At 68.2% G+C, this 15,247-nt stretch carries 15 protein-coding genes; 4 read left to right on the top strand and 11 right to left on the bottom strand.

Annotated elements, in window-relative coordinates; translation table 11 throughout:
- Window positions 1-65: 65 nt before the first annotated feature.
- Window positions 66-2,384 carry a cell cycle protein kinase DivL gene (gene divL / locus AC1DQJ_RS11460; RefSeq protein ID WP_477603316.1) on the top strand — a complete coding sequence of 773 codons (2,319 nt, stop codon included), beginning with the start codon at window positions 66-68 and terminating at the stop codon, window positions 2,382-2,384.
- Between the two features lie 181 nt (window positions 2,385-2,565).
- The gene (locus AC1DQJ_RS11455) at window positions 2,566-3,147 is read left to right on the top strand and encodes a sigma-70 family RNA polymerase sigma factor (RefSeq protein ID WP_477603314.1); all 582 of its coding nucleotides are present in this window, start codon (window positions 2,566-2,568) and stop codon (window positions 3,145-3,147) included.
- 92 nt (window positions 3,148-3,239) lie between these two features.
- On the opposite strand, the gene AC1DQJ_RS11450 is transcribed toward AC1DQJ_RS11455, so the two are convergent.
- From AC1DQJ_RS11450 to sdhC, 8 genes are all read right to left on the bottom strand, one after another.
- A complete protein-coding gene (locus AC1DQJ_RS11450) occupies window positions 3,240-4,424 on the bottom strand; it encodes a methyltransferase domain-containing protein (protein ID WP_477603313.1) in 1,185 nt (394 codons plus the stop codon).
- A gap of 77 nt (window positions 4,425-4,501) precedes the next feature.
- Window positions 4,502-4,822, bottom strand: a complete 321-nt coding sequence (locus tag AC1DQJ_RS11445) for a 2Fe-2S iron-sulfur cluster-binding protein (RefSeq protein ID WP_477603311.1) — start codon at window positions 4,820-4,822, stop codon at window positions 4,502-4,504.
- Between the two features lie 20 nt (window positions 4,823-4,842).
- Window positions 4,843-6,072, bottom strand: coding sequence for an NAD(P)/FAD-dependent oxidoreductase (locus AC1DQJ_RS11440; protein ID WP_477603309.1), 1,230 nt, complete (start codon window positions 6,070-6,072; stop codon window positions 4,843-4,845).
- A 189-nt stretch (window positions 6,073-6,261) separates the two neighbouring features.
- The gene (locus AC1DQJ_RS11435) at window positions 6,262-7,044 is read right to left on the bottom strand and encodes a succinate dehydrogenase iron-sulfur subunit (protein WP_477603307.1); all 783 of its coding nucleotides are present in this window, start codon (window positions 7,042-7,044) and stop codon (window positions 6,262-6,264) included.
- A 79-nt stretch (window positions 7,045-7,123) separates the two neighbouring features.
- Window positions 7,124-7,858 (bottom strand): class I SAM-dependent methyltransferase, encoded by a 735-nt coding sequence (locus AC1DQJ_RS11430; RefSeq protein WP_477603305.1) that lies wholly within the window; start codon window positions 7,856-7,858, stop codon window positions 7,124-7,126.
- A 9-nt stretch (window positions 7,859-7,867) separates the two neighbouring features.
- Window positions 7,868-9,655, bottom strand: a complete 1,788-nt coding sequence (gene sdhA / locus AC1DQJ_RS11425; protein WP_477603303.1) for a succinate dehydrogenase flavoprotein subunit — start codon at window positions 9,653-9,655, stop codon at window positions 7,868-7,870.
- On the bottom strand, window positions 9,655-10,053 hold the full coding sequence (sdhD, locus tag AC1DQJ_RS11420) for a succinate dehydrogenase, hydrophobic membrane anchor protein (protein WP_477603301.1): 399 nt from the start codon (window positions 10,051-10,053) through the stop codon (window positions 9,655-9,657). The genes sdhA and sdhD overlap by 1 nt, the downstream gene beginning before the upstream one ends.
- Window positions 10,053-10,475: a succinate dehydrogenase, cytochrome b556 subunit gene (sdhC, locus tag AC1DQJ_RS11415; RefSeq protein ID WP_477603299.1), complete on the bottom strand. Its 423-nt coding sequence runs from the start codon at window positions 10,473-10,475 to the stop codon at window positions 10,053-10,055. The genes sdhD and sdhC overlap by 1 nt, the downstream gene beginning before the upstream one ends.
- Before the next feature lie 188 nt (window positions 10,476-10,663).
- Here sdhC and AC1DQJ_RS11410 point away from each other — a divergent pair, with 188 nt between their 5' ends.
- Window positions 10,664-11,545: a LysR family transcriptional regulator gene (locus tag AC1DQJ_RS11410; RefSeq protein ID WP_477603297.1), complete on the top strand. Its 882-nt coding sequence runs from the start codon at window positions 10,664-10,666 to the stop codon at window positions 11,543-11,545.
- On the opposite strand, the gene zapE is transcribed toward AC1DQJ_RS11410, so the two are convergent.
- Window positions 11,542-12,657, bottom strand: a complete 1,116-nt coding sequence (zapE, locus tag AC1DQJ_RS11405; RefSeq protein ID WP_477603295.1) for a cell division protein ZapE — start codon at window positions 12,655-12,657, stop codon at window positions 11,542-11,544. The genes AC1DQJ_RS11410 and zapE overlap by 4 nt on opposite strands.
- 105 nt (window positions 12,658-12,762) lie before the next feature.
- Here zapE and AC1DQJ_RS11400 point away from each other — a divergent pair, with 105 nt between their 5' ends.
- Entirely contained in the window at window positions 12,763-12,978 is a 216-nt protein-coding gene (locus AC1DQJ_RS11400) for a hypothetical protein (protein ID WP_477603293.1), read from the top strand.
- Here the strand turns inward: AC1DQJ_RS11400 and AC1DQJ_RS11395 are convergent.
- Window positions 12,975-13,616: a hypothetical protein gene (locus tag AC1DQJ_RS11395; RefSeq protein WP_477603291.1), complete on the bottom strand. Its 642-nt coding sequence runs from the start codon at window positions 13,614-13,616 to the stop codon at window positions 12,975-12,977. The two genes, AC1DQJ_RS11400 and AC1DQJ_RS11395, sit on opposite strands and share 4 nt — an antisense overlap.
- Window positions 13,617-13,653: 37 nt before the next feature.
- Window positions 13,654-15,168 carry a CoA-acylating methylmalonate-semialdehyde dehydrogenase gene (locus AC1DQJ_RS11390; protein ID WP_477603289.1) on the bottom strand — a complete coding sequence of 505 codons (1,515 nt, stop codon included), beginning with the start codon at window positions 15,166-15,168 and terminating at the stop codon, window positions 13,654-13,656.
- Window positions 15,169-15,247: the final 79 nt, after the last annotated feature.

Below are 15,247 nucleotides of genomic sequence, written 5' to 3'. Positions count from 1 at the left end.
AATTGCGCGGACCAAACTATGGTCCGTTGAGATGATTCGCCGTCTCGGAGGGGCGACGAGCACCGATGAGCGAGCAAGACCTGATCCTTGGAGCCGCGGCCGGCGCGGTGCTTCTCGCGCTCTGCGCGATGTTCTGGCTCGTGGATCAGCGGCGGCGCAACGAAACGCGCCTCGAAACCCTCCGCCAACGCATCGCTGAATTGGAAGCCGGAGCCGAGGCGGCCCAGGCTTCGGTCGAAGCCTTCGACTCCGCCCTGCTCGCCGTCGAGGACGGCCACGCCAGCCTGACCTCCGGCGAAGAGAGCCTGGCCATCTGCGCCGAGGCCTTGGGCGCCACACATGCCGATCCGCAGGGCGTGGTCGCCGCACTGATGCGCGCCGACCCCGACCACGCCCGCCGGCTGCGCGCCTTGTTCGAGCGCGGCGAGACCTGCGCCTTCGAAGTTCAGGGCCCGGCCGGCGTCGTCGCCGTCGAGGGCCGCGCCGCGGGGGCGCTGGCCTGGCTGCGGCTGTCGGCGGTGATCGGCGAGGACGCCGGCCTGCCCACCGCCCCGCGCTTCGCCGCCCTGCTCAACGGACGCGCCACGCCGGCCTGGGTGGCCGCCGCCGACGGCAGCCCGGTCTGGGTCAACTCCGCCTGGCTGGCCGCCGCCGGGGCCGCCAGCCTCGACGAGGCCGCCAGCAGCGGACTCTCCTTCGACAAGGGCGCCGACAGCCTGGCCAGCGAGGCGGCCAATCTCGGCTCGCGTCGCCAGGCCCTGCGCTGGACCTCGCTGGGCGGCCGCCGCCGCGCCTTCCAGATCACCGCCCAGCCGCTGGAAGGCGGCGGCGTCGGGGTCTGGAGCGACGACGTCACCGAGACCGAGGAACTGCGCGAGGCGCTCAAGCGCCACGTCGAGGCGCACGACGAGACCCTCAATCACATCGCCGACGCGGTCGCCATCTTCGGCGAGGGCAAGCGGCTGATCTTCCACAACACCGCCTTCGCCGAGCTTTGGAGCCTGGAGCCGGCCTGGCTGGCCGAGCGACCGACCCACGGCGAGGTGCTCGACCGCCTGCGCCAGCGCCGCCGGCTGCCCGAGACCATCGACTATGCGAAATGGAAGGCCGCCGAGCTCGACCGCTACGAGGACACAGCCGCCGGCCCCGACGACCTCTGGAGCCTGCCGGACGGGCGCACCCTGAAGGTCGGCCGCCAGCCGCACCCGATGGGCGGGGTGGTGCTGCTGTTCTCCGACATCACCGGCGAGCTGCGCCTGAAGGCCCAGTACAACGGCCAGATCCAGGTGCAGCAGGCCACGCTCGACAAGCTCAACGACGCCGTGGCCGTGTTCGGCTCCGACGGCCGTCTGCGGCTGCACAACGAGGCGTTCGAGCAGTTCTGGAACATCACCGCCGCCCAGCTCGACGTCGCCCACGACTTCGAGGGCGTCGTCGATCTTTGCGTGCCCCGCCTGCACGACATGGGCTTCTGGCGCGAGCTGAAGGGCCGTGTCGCCGATCCAGACCCGCAGGCCCGCGCCCCGATCTCCGGCGAGGTGAAGACCTCGGACTCGCGCATCGTCGTCTATCAGAGCCGGCCGCTGCCGGACGGCGCGACCCTGATCGCCTTCGCCGACGTCACCGACGCCCGCAAGCTGGAGAGCGCCCTGGCCGACCGGTCCGCCGCCCTGGCCGAGGCCGAGCGCCTGAAGCGCGACTTCGTCGGCAACGTCTCCTACGAACTGCGTACGCCGCTCACCACGATCATCGGCTATTCCGAACTGCTGGAGCGTTCGGGCGAGAACCTCTCCGAGCGCGGCCGCGGCCACGCCGCCGCCGTCCGCACCGCCGCCACCCAGTTGGCGCGCTCGATCGACGACGTGCTCGACATGGCCCAGATCGACGCCGACGAGATGGCGCTCGACCTCGAGGACGTCCGCGTCGCCCACCTGCTGGCCCAGACCGCCGAGCGCTGGGAGAAGGAAGCGCAAGCCGCGGGCGTGACCATCAAGGTCGAGCATCCCGGCGACATCGGCCTGCTGCGCGGCGACGTCCGCCGCCTGGCCCAGACCCTAGATCACCTGGCCGAGAACGCCGTGCGCCAGTCGCCGCCGGGCGGGGTGGTGACCATCGCCGCCCGCCGCGCCCTGGGCGAGATCCAGCTGCAGGTCTCCGACACCGGCCGCGGCATCCCCTTCCACGTCCAGGCGCACATCTTCGACCGCTTCATCGGCCGCGAGCGCGGCGGCCCGGGCCTCGGCCTGGCGCTGGTCAAGGCGCTGGTGGAGCTGCACGGCGGCTGGGTGGCGCTGGAAAGCGAACCCGGCGCGGGCGCCACATTTACGTGCCATCTTCCTGAAGCTGCGCAGGGCGCGGCCGGCCATCCCGAACTGAGCTTCTAGGATCCAGCCAAGCTCGCTTTCGGCGGAACCGCCTGTCTGCACAGGGCTTATCGCTGATAAGCGACGACGGACTTCGACAGATATCCACGGTTTTCCGTGCCTACGGCGCAGCTAATCCAGCTTCGCCGCGTTTAGGACACGAGGAGCGCATAGGCTTCCCATCTGAAAACGGAGGCAACCCATGACCGATCAGGCTCAAGCGGACCACGATTTCAAGGCGGAACTGACTGCCTTGATCCCTCAGATGCGGGCTTTCGCCCGTTCCCTCTGCAGGGACGCGACCGCAGCCGACGACCTCGCGCAGGACGCCCTCCTCAAGGCTTGGCACAATCGCGAGAGCTACCAGCTGGGCACCAACATGAAGGCCTGGACCTTCATGATCCTCCGCAACCAGTTCTATTCCGATAAGCGCCGCTCGTGGCGCTCGACCCAGCTCGACCCGGAAGTGGCTGAGCGGACCCTGGAAGCGGCGTCCAACCCCATGGCCGCGCTCGAGCTCGACGAGGTTCGTCGCGCCCTGGCCTGCCTGCCTGAAGATCAGCGCGAAGCCCTGATCCTGATCGGCGCCGGCGGCCTCTCCTACGAAGAAGTCTCAGAGATCTGCGGCTGCGCCATCGGCACCATCAAGAGCCGCGTCAGCCGCGCCCGCGACCGTCTGGCCTCGATCATCGAGACCGGCGACTACGGCCAGGACGACGTGCTGCCGTCCAACGCCATGGTCACCCTGATCGCCCAGCTCGAAGGCCTGCGCGCCGTCGCCTAGGGCGCCAAGTATTCCGCTCCTCCCCGCGAAGGCGGGGATCCACGCGGCGCTTCAGTGAAAGCTGGAGCGCCGCTTTCGTTGAGGGCGCGGACCTACCGCAGCCCCCGCCGCGACCATCCCGAATAGGTGAACGTCGCCGGAGCCGGCATCTGCGCGTAGCAGTAGCCCGTCAGTCCCGAGCTGCTTTCCAGCCGCGCGCGCACCATGGCCCCGGCCGCAGCCTGCTTGGGCGACAGCCGGAAGCTCCAGCCCGTCGGCGCATTGGCCGAGCCCGGGAAATGCTTTTGGACGTCGGGCCGCTCGCCCGCCGGGATCGCGGCCTCGACCTCGACCCCGTCGACGAACACCCGCACTGCCTCGATCGCCGCCCCGGGGGTGCGCTCGATGGCCCAGCCGCGGAACTCCACCTCGCCGGTCGACAGGGTCGCCACGGTCTCGAACCCGCCCATCGGGCTGGAGCCGAGCTTCAGGCCCGAGAGATCGACCCCGGGCGCGCCGATCACATAGAGGTCCTGGTTCTCGTAGAGCCCCTTGGGGAACCTGCGCCACGACAGCCCCGGCCCCAGTCGCTCGACCGCCCGGCCGACGAAGGCCTCGGTGACGTAGGACATGCCGTAGATGTCGAGCTCCAGCGAGCCGCTCTCGGAGAAGCGCAGGAAATGGATGCCGTCCGGCCCCATGGTCTCGCCTATCGGCAGGATCGCTTCGTCATGGACGCTGAAAGCCAGCAGTCCGCGCTCCGAAACCAGGCTGAACAGCTTGCCCAGCCAGGCGTGGAACAAACCTTCCGGTAGGTGCGAAAACATCGATCCGGCCAGCACGATGTCGTGCTTCTTGGCGTAGGAAAGCCGCGCCGGATCCTTTTCTGAGTGGATTCCTGCAATGCCGAAGGTGGAAACCTGCCAGTCGATGGCCTGGTGGTAGATGTCCGCCGCATGGATCTGGGTCGCCGGCAGCCGCTGCTCCAGGTAGCGCGTCAGCCGCCCCCAGCCCGAGGCGAAGTCGAGCACGTCGCCCAGCTTGTCGAAGCCGCCGAGTGCCTCCGCCAGTTGCCGATAGGCTTCGCCCAGCCGAATCGTGGACTCGACGAACTTGAAGGCCGAGATCGAGGCGTCGAACTCGTAGTTGGGCAGGATGGCCTTGAAGAACATCTCGTCCTGGCCGGGCAAGGGCTTACAGAACCTTGCCGGGTCCAGGTCGTGGAGGCGCAGATAGTCGTCGATAAAGGCCCGGTAGACGGGATCGACCTGATTGAACGAGAGATCAGGCGCGTTCAACTCTGCATCCACTTGCAACAGCTCCGATCCGGCGCGCCCCCGCGCAACCGGACCGGGCTATAGCATGCCGATTCCTGTTAGTGCTGGCTTTCCGGCATCCGCACGACCAGGCCGTCGAGCTCGTCGCTGACCTTGATCTGGCAGGACAGGCGGCTGTTCGGTTCGACGTTCTCGGCGAAGTCCAGCATGGAGTCTTCCATGGCCGAGGTCGAACCGGTTTTCCCTTTCCAGGCCTCGTCCACATAGACGTGGCAGGTGGCGCAGGCGCAGGCGCCGCCGCAGTCGGCGTCGATGCCTGGGACGTTGTTCTTCACAGCGCCTTCCATGACCGTCAGGCCATTCTTCACATCCACGACGTGTTCCGTGCCGTCATGCTCGATATAGGTGATCTTGGCCATTTACTCCCCTTCGTCGCCTGTTAGGCGGCGACCTCTTTCATGGAAACCGACGGATCGGCAAGCTTGTCCGGATCGACCGGCTTGCGGTTGGCGATGAGCTGTTTGCCCATCATGAACTCGGGCGGCGAATTGATCGCTTCGACCGATTGGACCTGATCGCCCTTCAGATGGAACACCGCGAACTTGCCGCTGGCCGGATCGCCGCGTAGCAGCACGCGGTCGGCGTCGAACGGCAGGCCGGCGATCTGCAGTTTCAGATCGTACTGGTCCGACCAGTTCCAGGGCACTTCCGGCGACGGTGGGGCGCGGCCGGTGATGGCGCTCGCGGCCTGCTTGGCCTGCTCCAGGGCGCTGGGCACGCTTTCCGGGCCGAACATCCGGCCATAGTGCGGCATCGGCCGGTGGGTCACATCACCGATGGCGAAGACGCTCGGATCGGCGGTGCGCGCTTCCATGTCGACCACGATGCCGCGGGCGCATTCCAGGCCGGCGTCACGGGCGATCTCCTCGTTGGGCGTCGCGCCGACGCCGAGCAGCACCAGGTCGCAGGGTTCCACCCGGCCGTCGGCCAAGCGCACGCCGCTCACCTTGCCGCCCTCGCCAACGAAGCCGGAGACGCTGGCGCCCAGCAGGAACTGGACCCCGCGGGCCAGATGATACTCGTAGAAGAACTTGGACAGCGGCTCGCAGGCGCTGCGGGCCAGGATGCGGGCCTCTCGCTCCAGCACCACGGCCTCGGCGCCCAGGGCGCGGGCCGACGCGGCGACCTCCAGCCCGATGTAGCCGCCGCCGACGATGGCCAGCCGCTTGCCGGGACCCAGCGCCGCCTTGATCGCCTCGGCGTCGGCCGCCGAGCGCAGGGTCAGCACTCCGGCCAGGTCCGCGCCTTCGATCGGCAGGCGGATCGGCCGCATGCCGGTGGCGATGATCAGGATGTCGTAGGAGAGGTTCGAACCGTCCGAGAGCGTTACGGTCTTGTCCGACCGCGCCAGCTTCACCGCCTTCAGGTTCGGGCGGAAGTCGATGTTCTGCTCGGGATAGAACTCCAGCGGCTTCAGCGCCAGAGAGTCGGCGTCGGCCTCGCCCTTCAGCCAGGCCTTGGAAAGCGGCGGCCGCTGATAGGGCGGTATCGGCTCTTCGCCGATCAGGGTGATCGGCCCCGAATGGCCATACTGGCGCAGCAGGGCGGCGGCGGTCCCACCTGCGTGGCCCGCCCCGAGGATCACAACATGCGCGTCCGAATGGCTCATATAAGCCCCATGCAGAAAAGTGACGGCGGCGTCAACTTTCCAAACACAGTTCGGATCGTTCGCCTCTCCCGAGCGTGATAGCCGAAAGTGGACCCGGTTTCGGCGGCGATCACGCTCGAACTTTGAATTTGGAGCCCTTTTTCACGCTTTAGGCCAGTCGGCCCGCGGCGAAAGGGCTCCGGAGAAGCCTCAGACGACGCGATCCACCAGCATCTTCTTGATCTCGCCGATCGCCTTGGCGGGGTTCAGGCCCTTGGGGCAGACCTGGGCGCAGTTCATGATCGTGTGGCAGCGGTAGAGCTTGAACGGGTCTTCCAGCTCGTCCAGACGCGCGCCGGTCGCCTCGTCGCGGCTGTCGATCAGCCAGCGGTAGGCGTGCAGCAGGGCGGCCGGGCCAAGATACTTGTCGCCGTTCCACCAGTAGCTCGGGCACGAGGTCGAGCAGCAGGCGCAGAGGATGCACTCGTAGAGGCCATCGAGCTTCTCGCGGTCCTCCGGGGTCTGGCGCCATTCCTTCTGCGGCTCGGGCGTCTCAGTGTGCAGCCACGGCTCGATCGACGCGTACTGGGCATAGAACATGGTCAGGTCCGGGATCAGGTCCTTCACCACCGGCATGTGCGGCAGCGGGCTGATCTGGCACTGGGCGCCGGGCACTTCCTCGTGGCCATGGGTGCAGGCCAGGGTGTTGCGGCCGCCGATATTCATGGCGCAGGAGCCGCAGACCCCTTCGCGGCACGAGCGGCGGAAGGCCAGGGTCGGGTCGACCTCGTTCTTGATGTGGATCAGAACGTCCAGGACCATCGGGCCGCAGGCCTCGACGTCGACGTCGTAGGTGTCCCAGCGGGGGTTCTCGTTCCCCTCCGGGTCGTACCGGTAGATCTTGAAGGTCTTGACCGTCTTGGCGCCAGCCGGGGCGGGGTGATGGCGGCCCTTCTGGACGCGGGAGTTCTTGGGCAGGGCAAGCTGGACCATCAGACGCTTTCCTTAGGCGAGATCTTCGGCGCCGCGCCGCAGGGGCGCCCGGCGCAATGCAGGGATGAGGTGTGGGCGGTCATGCCGCGGCCCTCTGCGCGGCCTTCGCCGCGTTGGCCTTGCGGCCCAGCAGGACAGCGCCGTGATGGCCGCCGTGGTCGGTGGAATGGAGGCTGACCTCCTCCAGGCCGGCCGCGTTCAGCAGCCGCAACACCTGCGAGAGGTCGTATTCGTACATCGAAACCAGGCCGGTGGGCTGGGCCCTGGCCAGCAGCCGCGCGGCGAGCTTGCGCCAGCCCCTGGGCTGCGCCGGAACCAGGTGCGGCTCGCGCCAGGCGGTGACGTGCAGGCTGACCTGGCCGCCAGGCGCCAGGCGGGCCAGCAGCTGCTCGATCAGGGCCATGCCCCGCTCGGGCGGGATGTGCTGGAAGACGATGAAGGAATTGATCCAGTCGAACGGGCCTTCGGGCAGCACGTCGACGTACTGCGCCTTGCCGCCGTGCTCCCGCGCCTTGGCCAGCATGCCGGGCGAGATGTCGTAGCCGGTCGTCTGCGCATAGTCGCTCATCGCCTCGGCCAGGCGGCCGGTCCCGCAGCCGAAGTCCAGGGCGCGGCCCCCGGGCCCCGCCCCGGTGGCGCGCTCCAGCCGAGCTGCGATATCGTCGATGTACTGCACGCCGGAAGCGTAGAACGCCTCTAGCCCTTGCGGAGTCAGGTTCTCGGTCCGGAACTCCGGATGGGTGAGCACGCCCCAGTAGGGCTGGGTGGATCCCAGCTCCCGCCAGTCGGCGTCTGTGTCGCGCTCAACCGTCATCAGTCGGTCCTAGTACACCCGCGCCTTGGGCGGGATGTAAGCGATGTCGTTGGTCATGGTGTAGCTGTGCACCGGCCGGTCATCGATCTTCACCTTGCCGGTGGCGTCGTCGAACCAGGTCAGGGTGTGCTTCATCCAGACGTCGTCGTTGCGATCGGGGAAGTCCTCGTGCGCGTGGGCGCCGCGGCTTTCGGTGCGGTTGTGCGCGCCGACCACGGTGACCGTCGCCTGGCCGATCAGGTTGTCCAGCTCGAGGGTCTCGAGCAGGTCGGTGTTCCAGATCAGGCCGCGGTCCGAGACCTTCAGGTCCGGGCGCTTGGCGTGCACGGCTTCCAGGCGCTTGACGCCCGAGGCCAGCGACTCCGAGGTGCGGAACACCGCGGCGTCCTCCTGCATCGCCTGCTGCATCTCCAGGCGCAGGTGCGCCGTGGTGGTGCCGCCGTTGGCGTTGCGGAACTTATCGAAGCGGGCCAGATGGCCGTCAGTCATCGAGGGCTTCAGCTCCACCTGTGTCGCCCCGGCCTTGATCGTGTCGGCGCAGCGCAGCGCGGCCGAGCGGCCGAACACCACCAGGTCGATCAGCGAGTTGGAGCCCAGGCGGTTGGCGCCGTGCACCGACACGCAGGCCGCTTCGCCCACCGCCATCAGGCCCGGAACCACCTTGTCGGGGTCCTCGCCGGCGCGGGTCACGACTTCGGAGAAGAAGTTCGTGGGGATGCCGCCCATGTTGTAGTGCACGGTCGGCAGGACCGGGATCGGCTCCTTGGTCACGTCGACGCCGGCGAAGATCTTGGCGCTCTCCGAAATGCCCGGCAGGCGTTCGGCCAGCATCTTCGGATCCAGGTGATCGAGGTGCAGGAAGATGTGGTCTTTCTTCGGACCGACGCCGCGGCCTTCGCGGATCTCGATGGTCATGGCGCGGCTGACCATGTCGCGCGGGGCCAGGTCCTTCACGGACGGCGCATAGCGCTCCATGAAGCGCTCGCCCTCGGAGTTGGTCAGGTAGCCGCCTTCGCCGCGGGCGCCTTCGGTGATCAGGCAGCCGGCGCCGTAGATGCCGGTCGGGTGGAACTGCACGAACTCCATGTCCTGCAGCGGCAGGCCGGCGCGCAGCGCCATGCCGCCGCCGTCGCCGGTGCAGGTATGGGCGCTGGTGGCCGAGAAGTAGGCGCGGCCGTAGCCGCCGGTGGCCAGGATCACCTGCTGCGCCTGGAAGCGGTGCAGGGTGCCGTCGTCGAGCTTCCACGCGGTCACGCCGCGGCAGACGCCTTCGTCCATGATCAGGTCGAGGGCGAAGTACTCGATGAAGAACTCGGTGTCGTGCGCCAGGCTCTGGCCGTACATCGTGTGCAGCATGGCGTGGCCGGTCCGGTCGGCCGCCGCGCAGGTGCGCTGGATCGGGGCCTCGCCGAAGTTGCGGGTCATGCCGCCGAAGGCGCGCTGGTAGATCTTGCCCTCGGCGGTGCGCGAGAACGGCACGCCCCAGTGCTCCAGCTCGTAGACCGCGGCCGGCGCGTTGCGGCACAGGTATTCGATGGCGTCCTGGTCGCCCAGCCAGTCCGACCCCTTGACGGTGTCGTACATATGCCAGCGCCAGTCGTCCTGGCCCATGTTGCCGAGGCTGGCCGAGATGCCGCCCTGCGCCGCCACGGTGTGCGAGCGGGTCGGGAATACCTTGGTGATGCAGGCCGTCTTCAGGCCGGCCTGGGCGCAGCCGAGGGCGGCGCGAAGGCCGGAGCCGCCGGCGCCGACGACGACGACGTCGAACTTGTGGTCGATGAAATTATACTCGGCCATCAGAAGGCTCCGGAGAGGGCGGCCTTGAGGATCGCGAAGACGCCCAGGGCGCCGGCGAGGACGCAGACAGAGAAATTGAGCAGCAGCAGCGCCGCCTTGGTGATGAAGCGGCCGATGTAGTCTTCGATGACCACCTGCATGGCGTGCTTCACGTGCACCAGGGCGCAGACGAGCAGCAGGGCCAGCAGCACGGCGTTCACCGGCTTGGCGATCCAGTAGGCGGCCGTGTCATAGCCCCCGCCCGCGAGCTGCACCGCCGCCCAGGCTCCCCAGAGGCCGAGCGGCACGAGCATCATCCCGGTGACGCGTTCGACGATGAAGTGGCCCACGCCGTGATGCGCGGAGCCAAGGCCGAGGGCTCGGGATCGGGGGGTGCGAAGGGTCGGACCTGTGGTCATCACAGCACTCCCAGCGTGAAGAGGACGGCCCACAAGGCCAGGGTGGTCACGACGGCGAAGGCGATGATCGCCACCGAGCCCGCGTTGGCTTCCGGAATCTTGAAGCCCTTGCCCATGTCCCAGAAGGCCTGGCGCACGTTGTAGGCCAGGTTGAAGAACAGCGTGAAGGTGAGGCCGAACAGCACCAGGAGTCCGAGCGGCGAGCCGAGCGCGCCGGTATAGGCGGCATAGCTTTCCGGCCCGCCGGCCAGGGACAGCAGCCAGCCCGCCAGTAATAGGGCGGAAAGGTAGATCCCGAAGATGCTGCCCCGATGGATGATCGAGGTCGCCATGGTGATGTGCCAGCGCCAGAGCAGCGGCGAACCGAAGCCCCCGGTCATCAGGTGCGGCGATAGCGGGCGTGGGCGGGGAGCGTCGGGCATGACGAGTCGTATTTCCTGACTAGGAAGAGGCGGCTCCGCTTTTAAGCCGCAGCCTTCGGGTGTCAACGAAGGCGCAGTCCCGCTCTCTACAGAGCAGCGACCTCCCCTTCGCGAGGGCCGAAGTTTCGGCGGTTTTTCTTTTGATGCAATGCGTCTTTCCCGTAAGCATCCTTCGCGGGAGACGAAGGATGCGCTTTGACCTGGTTGATCTGAGGCTGTTCTGCGAGGTCGTGGACGCAGGCTCCATCACCCGCGGCGCCGAGCATTGCGCCCTCGCCCTGGCCGCCGCCTCGACCCGCATCCGCAACATGGAAGAGGCGCTGGGCGCGCCGCTGCTGGAACGCTCGCGCCAAGGCGTGACGCCCACCCCGGCCGGCCGCACCCTGCTCAAGCACGCCCGCACCATCCTTTCGCAGACCGCGCGCCTGCGGGAAGACCTGGGCGCCTATGCGGGCGGGCTGTCCGGCGAGGTGCGGCTGCTGGCCAACACCAACGCCCTGACCGAGTTCCTGCCCGAGGCGCTCAGCCGCTTCCTGGCCGACCACCCGCACGTCAGCATCAATCTTGAGGAACGGCTGTCCGACGAGATCGTCGGCCTGGTCGCCGAGGGCGTCGGCGACGTCGGCATCGTCGCCGGCACGGTCGACATGGGCAGCCTGGAGACCTTTCCCTTCCGCTCCGACCGCTTCGTGGTGGTGACCAGCGCCATCCATCCGCTGGCCCAGCGCGCCTCGATGACCTTCGCCGACGTGCTCGGCTGCGACATCGTCGGCCTCGACCGCGCCAGTTCGCTGCAGCGGTTCCTCTCCGCCAAGGCGGCGCGCGAGGGCCGGCCCTTGCGGCTGCGTGTCCAGCTGCGCAGCTTCGATGCGGTCTGCCGGCTGGTGGAGTGCGGCGTCGGGGTTGGCATCGTGCCCGAGACCACCGCCCGCCGGGCCGCCCGCACCATGTCGCTGGGCATCGTCGACCTGACCGACGACTGGGCGCAGCGCGAACTGACCATCTGCGTGCGTTCGCTTGCGGGCCTGGCCCCCTACGCCCGCGAATTGGTCGAGAGCCTGCGGAGCTAGTCGACGTCCTCCAGCCAATCGGCCGAGCGCATTTCCTGCAGGCGCGAGGCTGTGCGTTCGAACTCGAAGGCGCCGTCGCCGGCCGGATAGAGCGACACGGGCTCGGCCTCGGCCAGCACGATGAGCCGGGTGTGGGACTCGTAGAGCGCGTCGATCAGGATCACGAACCGCCGCGCTTCCTCACGCCGGTTCGGCGTCAGCTTCGGCACGTCTTCCAGAAACACCGTGTGGAAGTGCTCGGCCATCGCCAGGTAGTCGTTCGGCCCCAGCGCCACGGAGCAGAGGCTGGCGAAGCTGGCTCGCACCATGCCGCCGGCCGCGTGCGGCAGGTGGACCTTGCGGCCCAGCACCTCCAGGGTTTCGCCCAGCTCCTCCTCGCCGCCCAGCATCTCGCGCCACAGGCCGAGGAAGCTGCGCTGGTTGTCCGGGTCGTTGGGGCTGAACCAGGTCCCCGCCGCGCGCAGCCGGTCCAGGCGGTAGTCGTGCGGGCCGGCCACGCTGATCACCTCGACGCGGCTCTTCAGCAATTCAATGAACGGCAGGAACAGCTGGCGGTTGATGCCGTCCTTGTAGAGCTGGTCGGGCACGCGGTTGGACGTCGCCACCAGGGTCACGCCGCGGGCGAACAGCGCCTCGAACAGCCGCCCAAGGATCATGGCGTCGGCGATGTCGGTGACCTGGAACTCGTCGAAGCACAGCAGCCGCGCCTCGCCGGCCACCACCTCGGCCACCGGCGGAATGGGGTCATCGCCCTTGTGCTGACCGAACCTCGCCTTGCGCGCGGCGGCGTCGCCCTTGCGCCAGGCGTCGATCAGCCGGTGGATCTCGCCCATGAACACGTGAAAGTGCACGCGGCGCTTCTTCTCCATCGGCGCGTTGGCGAAGAACAGGTCCATCAGCATCGACTTGCCGCGGCCCACCGGCCCAACCAGATAGACCCCGCGCTGGCTCTCCGGCTTCTTGAAGAACGAGGCGAAGCCGCTGGGCTCGGCGGCGATCAGGTCGCGCTCCAGCCGCGCCAGCACCGCCAGCGCCGCGGCCTGGGCCGGGTCCGGCGAGATCTCGCCCGCGGCCAGGCGGGCGTCATAGGCGGCTTGCAGGCGGGAAGTCATCCATCCCCGCCTACCCCGGCTTGGCGGGCGCCTCAAGCGTCAGCCCTGCGGAACAGCACGCGGTCCTGCGGGTTGATCCTCCGTACCCCGAATAAGGAGACCGCAATGGCCGCGAATGATCGACGCGACGACGAAGACGCGTCCTTCGAGCCCGAAGTGGAACTGGCGCCGGAGGAACTGGACGGCATCGAGTTCGAGGCCGAGGGCGTACGCCAGGGAATCGGCCGCCGTGCCGAGCCGCATCCGGCGGACCGTGAGCACGGGCTCAAGACCCGGGCGCGCAGCAAGGCGATCGTAAGCGGGCGGCCCTATTCGAGCTAGCTCGTCACACCCAGTTCCTGGCGCACGAAGCGGTAGGTTTCCCGTTTCTCGCAGGCGCAGCCGCGCATCTTTCCGTCCTTCGTCCACCAGATGAGGGTCGGATAGGCGAAGTTGATCCCGTTGGCCTTCAGCAGCGGCTTCAGGTCGTCGACCATCTTGCGGCCGGCCTCCACCACCGCGGTGCGCGCCATGTCGCCGTCGGCGGGGGCGACTCCCGGCGCCGTCCAGGCCTCGGGCGGCGTCGCCTCCCAGCGCTCCATCAGCGGCCAGGAGCGGTTGAGCCACAGCTCGGCCACCGTCGCCCGCTCGGCCGGTGTCGATTTCGAGATCCCGTTGTGATCACGCCGCGCGATCTCGATCACCCGGGTGTCGACCTCGGCGGCGTGCAGCAGCGGAAACTCCTCGGCCCGGAAGCGCACGCAGTCGGGGCACGTGCGGAACGAGACCATGTAGAGCTTCGGCCCGGTCTTGCCCGGCGACACCCAGCCCGAGCTCTCGAGGATCTTGGTGATCTCGGCTTGGTGCCTGGTGATGGTCTTCGGCCGCCAGCGCAGGTCGTAGGTCCACCACGCGAAGCCGCCTGCGCCGGCAAGCGCCGCGACCAGGATGATGATCGCCCAGAGCTGGAACCGCTTCATCGAGAACTCCGCCACGTCTCAACGCAGCGTAGAAGCTTCAGCGCATGGTGGGAATGACGAAGCTCGAATCGGCGTGGGCGTCGCCTTCCGGCCAGCGTGCGGTGATCGTCTTGACCTTGGTGTAGAACTTCACGCCTTCCATACCGTGCTGGTTCACGTCGCCGAACGCGCTGCGCTTCCAGCCGCCGAAGGTGTGATAGGCGACCGGCACCGGGATCGGCACATTGATCCCGACCATGCCGACATTGACCCGGCTGGCGAACTCGCGCGCCGCGCGGCCGTTGCGGGTGAAGATCGCCACCCCGTTGCCGTACTGGTGGGCGCTCGGCAGGGCCAGCGCCTCCTCGAAGCTCTCGGCGCGCACGATCTGCAGGACCGGCCCGAAGATCTCCTCCTGGTAGGTGCGCATGGCCGGCTTCACCTGGTCGAACAGGCTGGGGCCGATAAAGAACCCCTTCTCGAAGCCCTGCAGCGCAAAGCCGCGGCCGTCGACCACCAGCTCGGCGCCCTCGTCGACCCCCAGCTGGATGTAGTCGGAAATCTTGTCGCGATGCGCGGCGCTGACCACCGGCCCGTACTGCGCCGAGGCGTCGGTGGAGACCCCGACCTTCAGGGTCTCGACCTCGGCCAGCAGCCGCTCGCGCAGCGCCTCGGCGGTCTTCTGGCCGACCGGCACCGTCACCGGCAGCGCCATGCAGCGCTCGCCGGCCGAGCCATAGGCCGCGCCGACCAGGTCCTTCACGGTCTGGTCGAGATCGGCGTCCGGCATGACGATGCCGTGGTTCTTGGCGCCGCCCATGGCCTGAACGCGCTTTCCGTGCGCCGTGCCGGTCGAATAGACGTAGTGGGCGATGTCGGACGACCCGACGAAGCTGACCGCGGCGATGCCCGGGTGGGTCAGGATCGCATCCACCGCCACCTTGTCGCCGTGCACCACGTTCAGCACCCCGGCCAGATCCATGCCGAGGTTCGCTCCGGCTTCCATGAACAGCTCGGCCAGCCGCACCGGTACGCTCGGATCCTTCTCCGAGGGCTTGAGCACGAAGGTGTTGCCCACGGCGATGGCGATGCCGAACATCCACATCGGGATCATGGCCGGGAAGTTGAACGGAGTGATCCCCGCCGCCACGCCCAGCGGCTGGCGCATCGAGTAGACGTCGATGCCGGGGCCCGCGCCCTCGGTGTACTCGCCCTTCAGCGCGTGCGGGATGCCGCAGGCGAACTCGATCACCTCCAGGCCGCGCTGGATGTCGCCCTTGGAGTCGGCGATCACCTTGCCGTGCTCGGACGAAAGCCGCTGCGCCAGTTCGTCCATGTGCGCCTCGACCAGGCGCTTGAACTCGAACATCACCCGCGCGCGGCGCTGCGGATTGGTCGCCGCCCAGGCCGGCTGCGCCTTCAGCGCGGCCTGCACCGCAGCGTCGACTTCGGCCGCCGTCGCCAAGGCGACTTTTGCCTGAACCTCACCCGTGTTGGGGTCGAAAATATCGCTGAACCGGCCCGAAACGCCAGGTTGAGCCACGCCGGAGACAAAATGTTGGATATCGCGCATGGCGAGGTTGTAGGCCCTTCGGGGCCGCCTGGGTAGAGCCTACGCTGCGTCAACCGAACGTGGTTCTTGGGCGGCCAAG

It is taken from the genome of Phenylobacterium sp. P4_E10 (assembly GCF_056401675.1).
Note: the sequence above shows the minus strand (reverse complement) of the source record. Positions and strands in the feature narration are given on the sequence as shown.

Coding starts and splice junctions, on each gene's coding strand:
- divL (WP_477603316.1), top strand. CDS start 66: ATGAGCGAGCAAGACCTGATCCTTGGAGCCGCGGCCGGCGCGGTGCTT.
- AC1DQJ_RS11455 (WP_477603314.1), top strand. CDS start 2,566: ATGACCGATCAGGCTCAAGCGGACCACGATTTCAAGGCGGAACTGACT.
- AC1DQJ_RS11445 (WP_477603311.1), bottom strand. CDS start 4,822: ATGGCCAAGATCACCTATATCGAGCATGACGGCACGGAACACGTCGTG.
- AC1DQJ_RS11440 (WP_477603309.1), bottom strand. CDS start 6,072: ATGAGCCATTCGGACGCGCATGTTGTGATCCTCGGGGCGGGCCACGCA.
- AC1DQJ_RS11435 (WP_477603307.1), bottom strand. CDS start 7,044: ATGGTCCAGCTTGCCCTGCCCAAGAACTCCCGCGTCCAGAAGGGCCGC.
- AC1DQJ_RS11430 (WP_477603305.1), bottom strand. CDS start 7,858: ATGACGGTTGAGCGCGACACAGACGCCGACTGGCGGGAGCTGGGATCC.
- sdhA (WP_477603303.1), bottom strand. CDS start 9,655: ATGGCCGAGTATAATTTCATCGACCACAAGTTCGACGTCGTCGTCGTC.
- sdhD (WP_477603301.1), bottom strand. CDS start 10,053: ATGACCACAGGTCCGACCCTTCGCACCCCCCGATCCCGAGCCCTCGGC.
- sdhC (WP_477603299.1), bottom strand. CDS start 10,475: ATGCCCGACGCTCCCCGCCCACGCCCGCTATCGCCGCACCTGATGACC.
- AC1DQJ_RS11410 (WP_477603297.1), top strand. CDS start 10,664: ATGCGCTTTGACCTGGTTGATCTGAGGCTGTTCTGCGAGGTCGTGGAC.
- zapE (WP_477603295.1), bottom strand. CDS start 12,657: ATGACTTCCCGCCTGCAAGCCGCCTATGACGCCCGCCTGGCCGCGGGC.
- AC1DQJ_RS11400 (WP_477603293.1), top strand. CDS start 12,763: ATGGCCGCGAATGATCGACGCGACGACGAAGACGCGTCCTTCGAGCCC.
- AC1DQJ_RS11395 (WP_477603291.1), bottom strand. CDS start 13,616: ATGAAGCGGTTCCAGCTCTGGGCGATCATCATCCTGGTCGCGGCGCTT.
- AC1DQJ_RS11390 (WP_477603289.1), bottom strand. CDS start 15,168: ATGCGCGATATCCAACATTTTGTCTCCGGCGTGGCTCAACCTGGCGTT.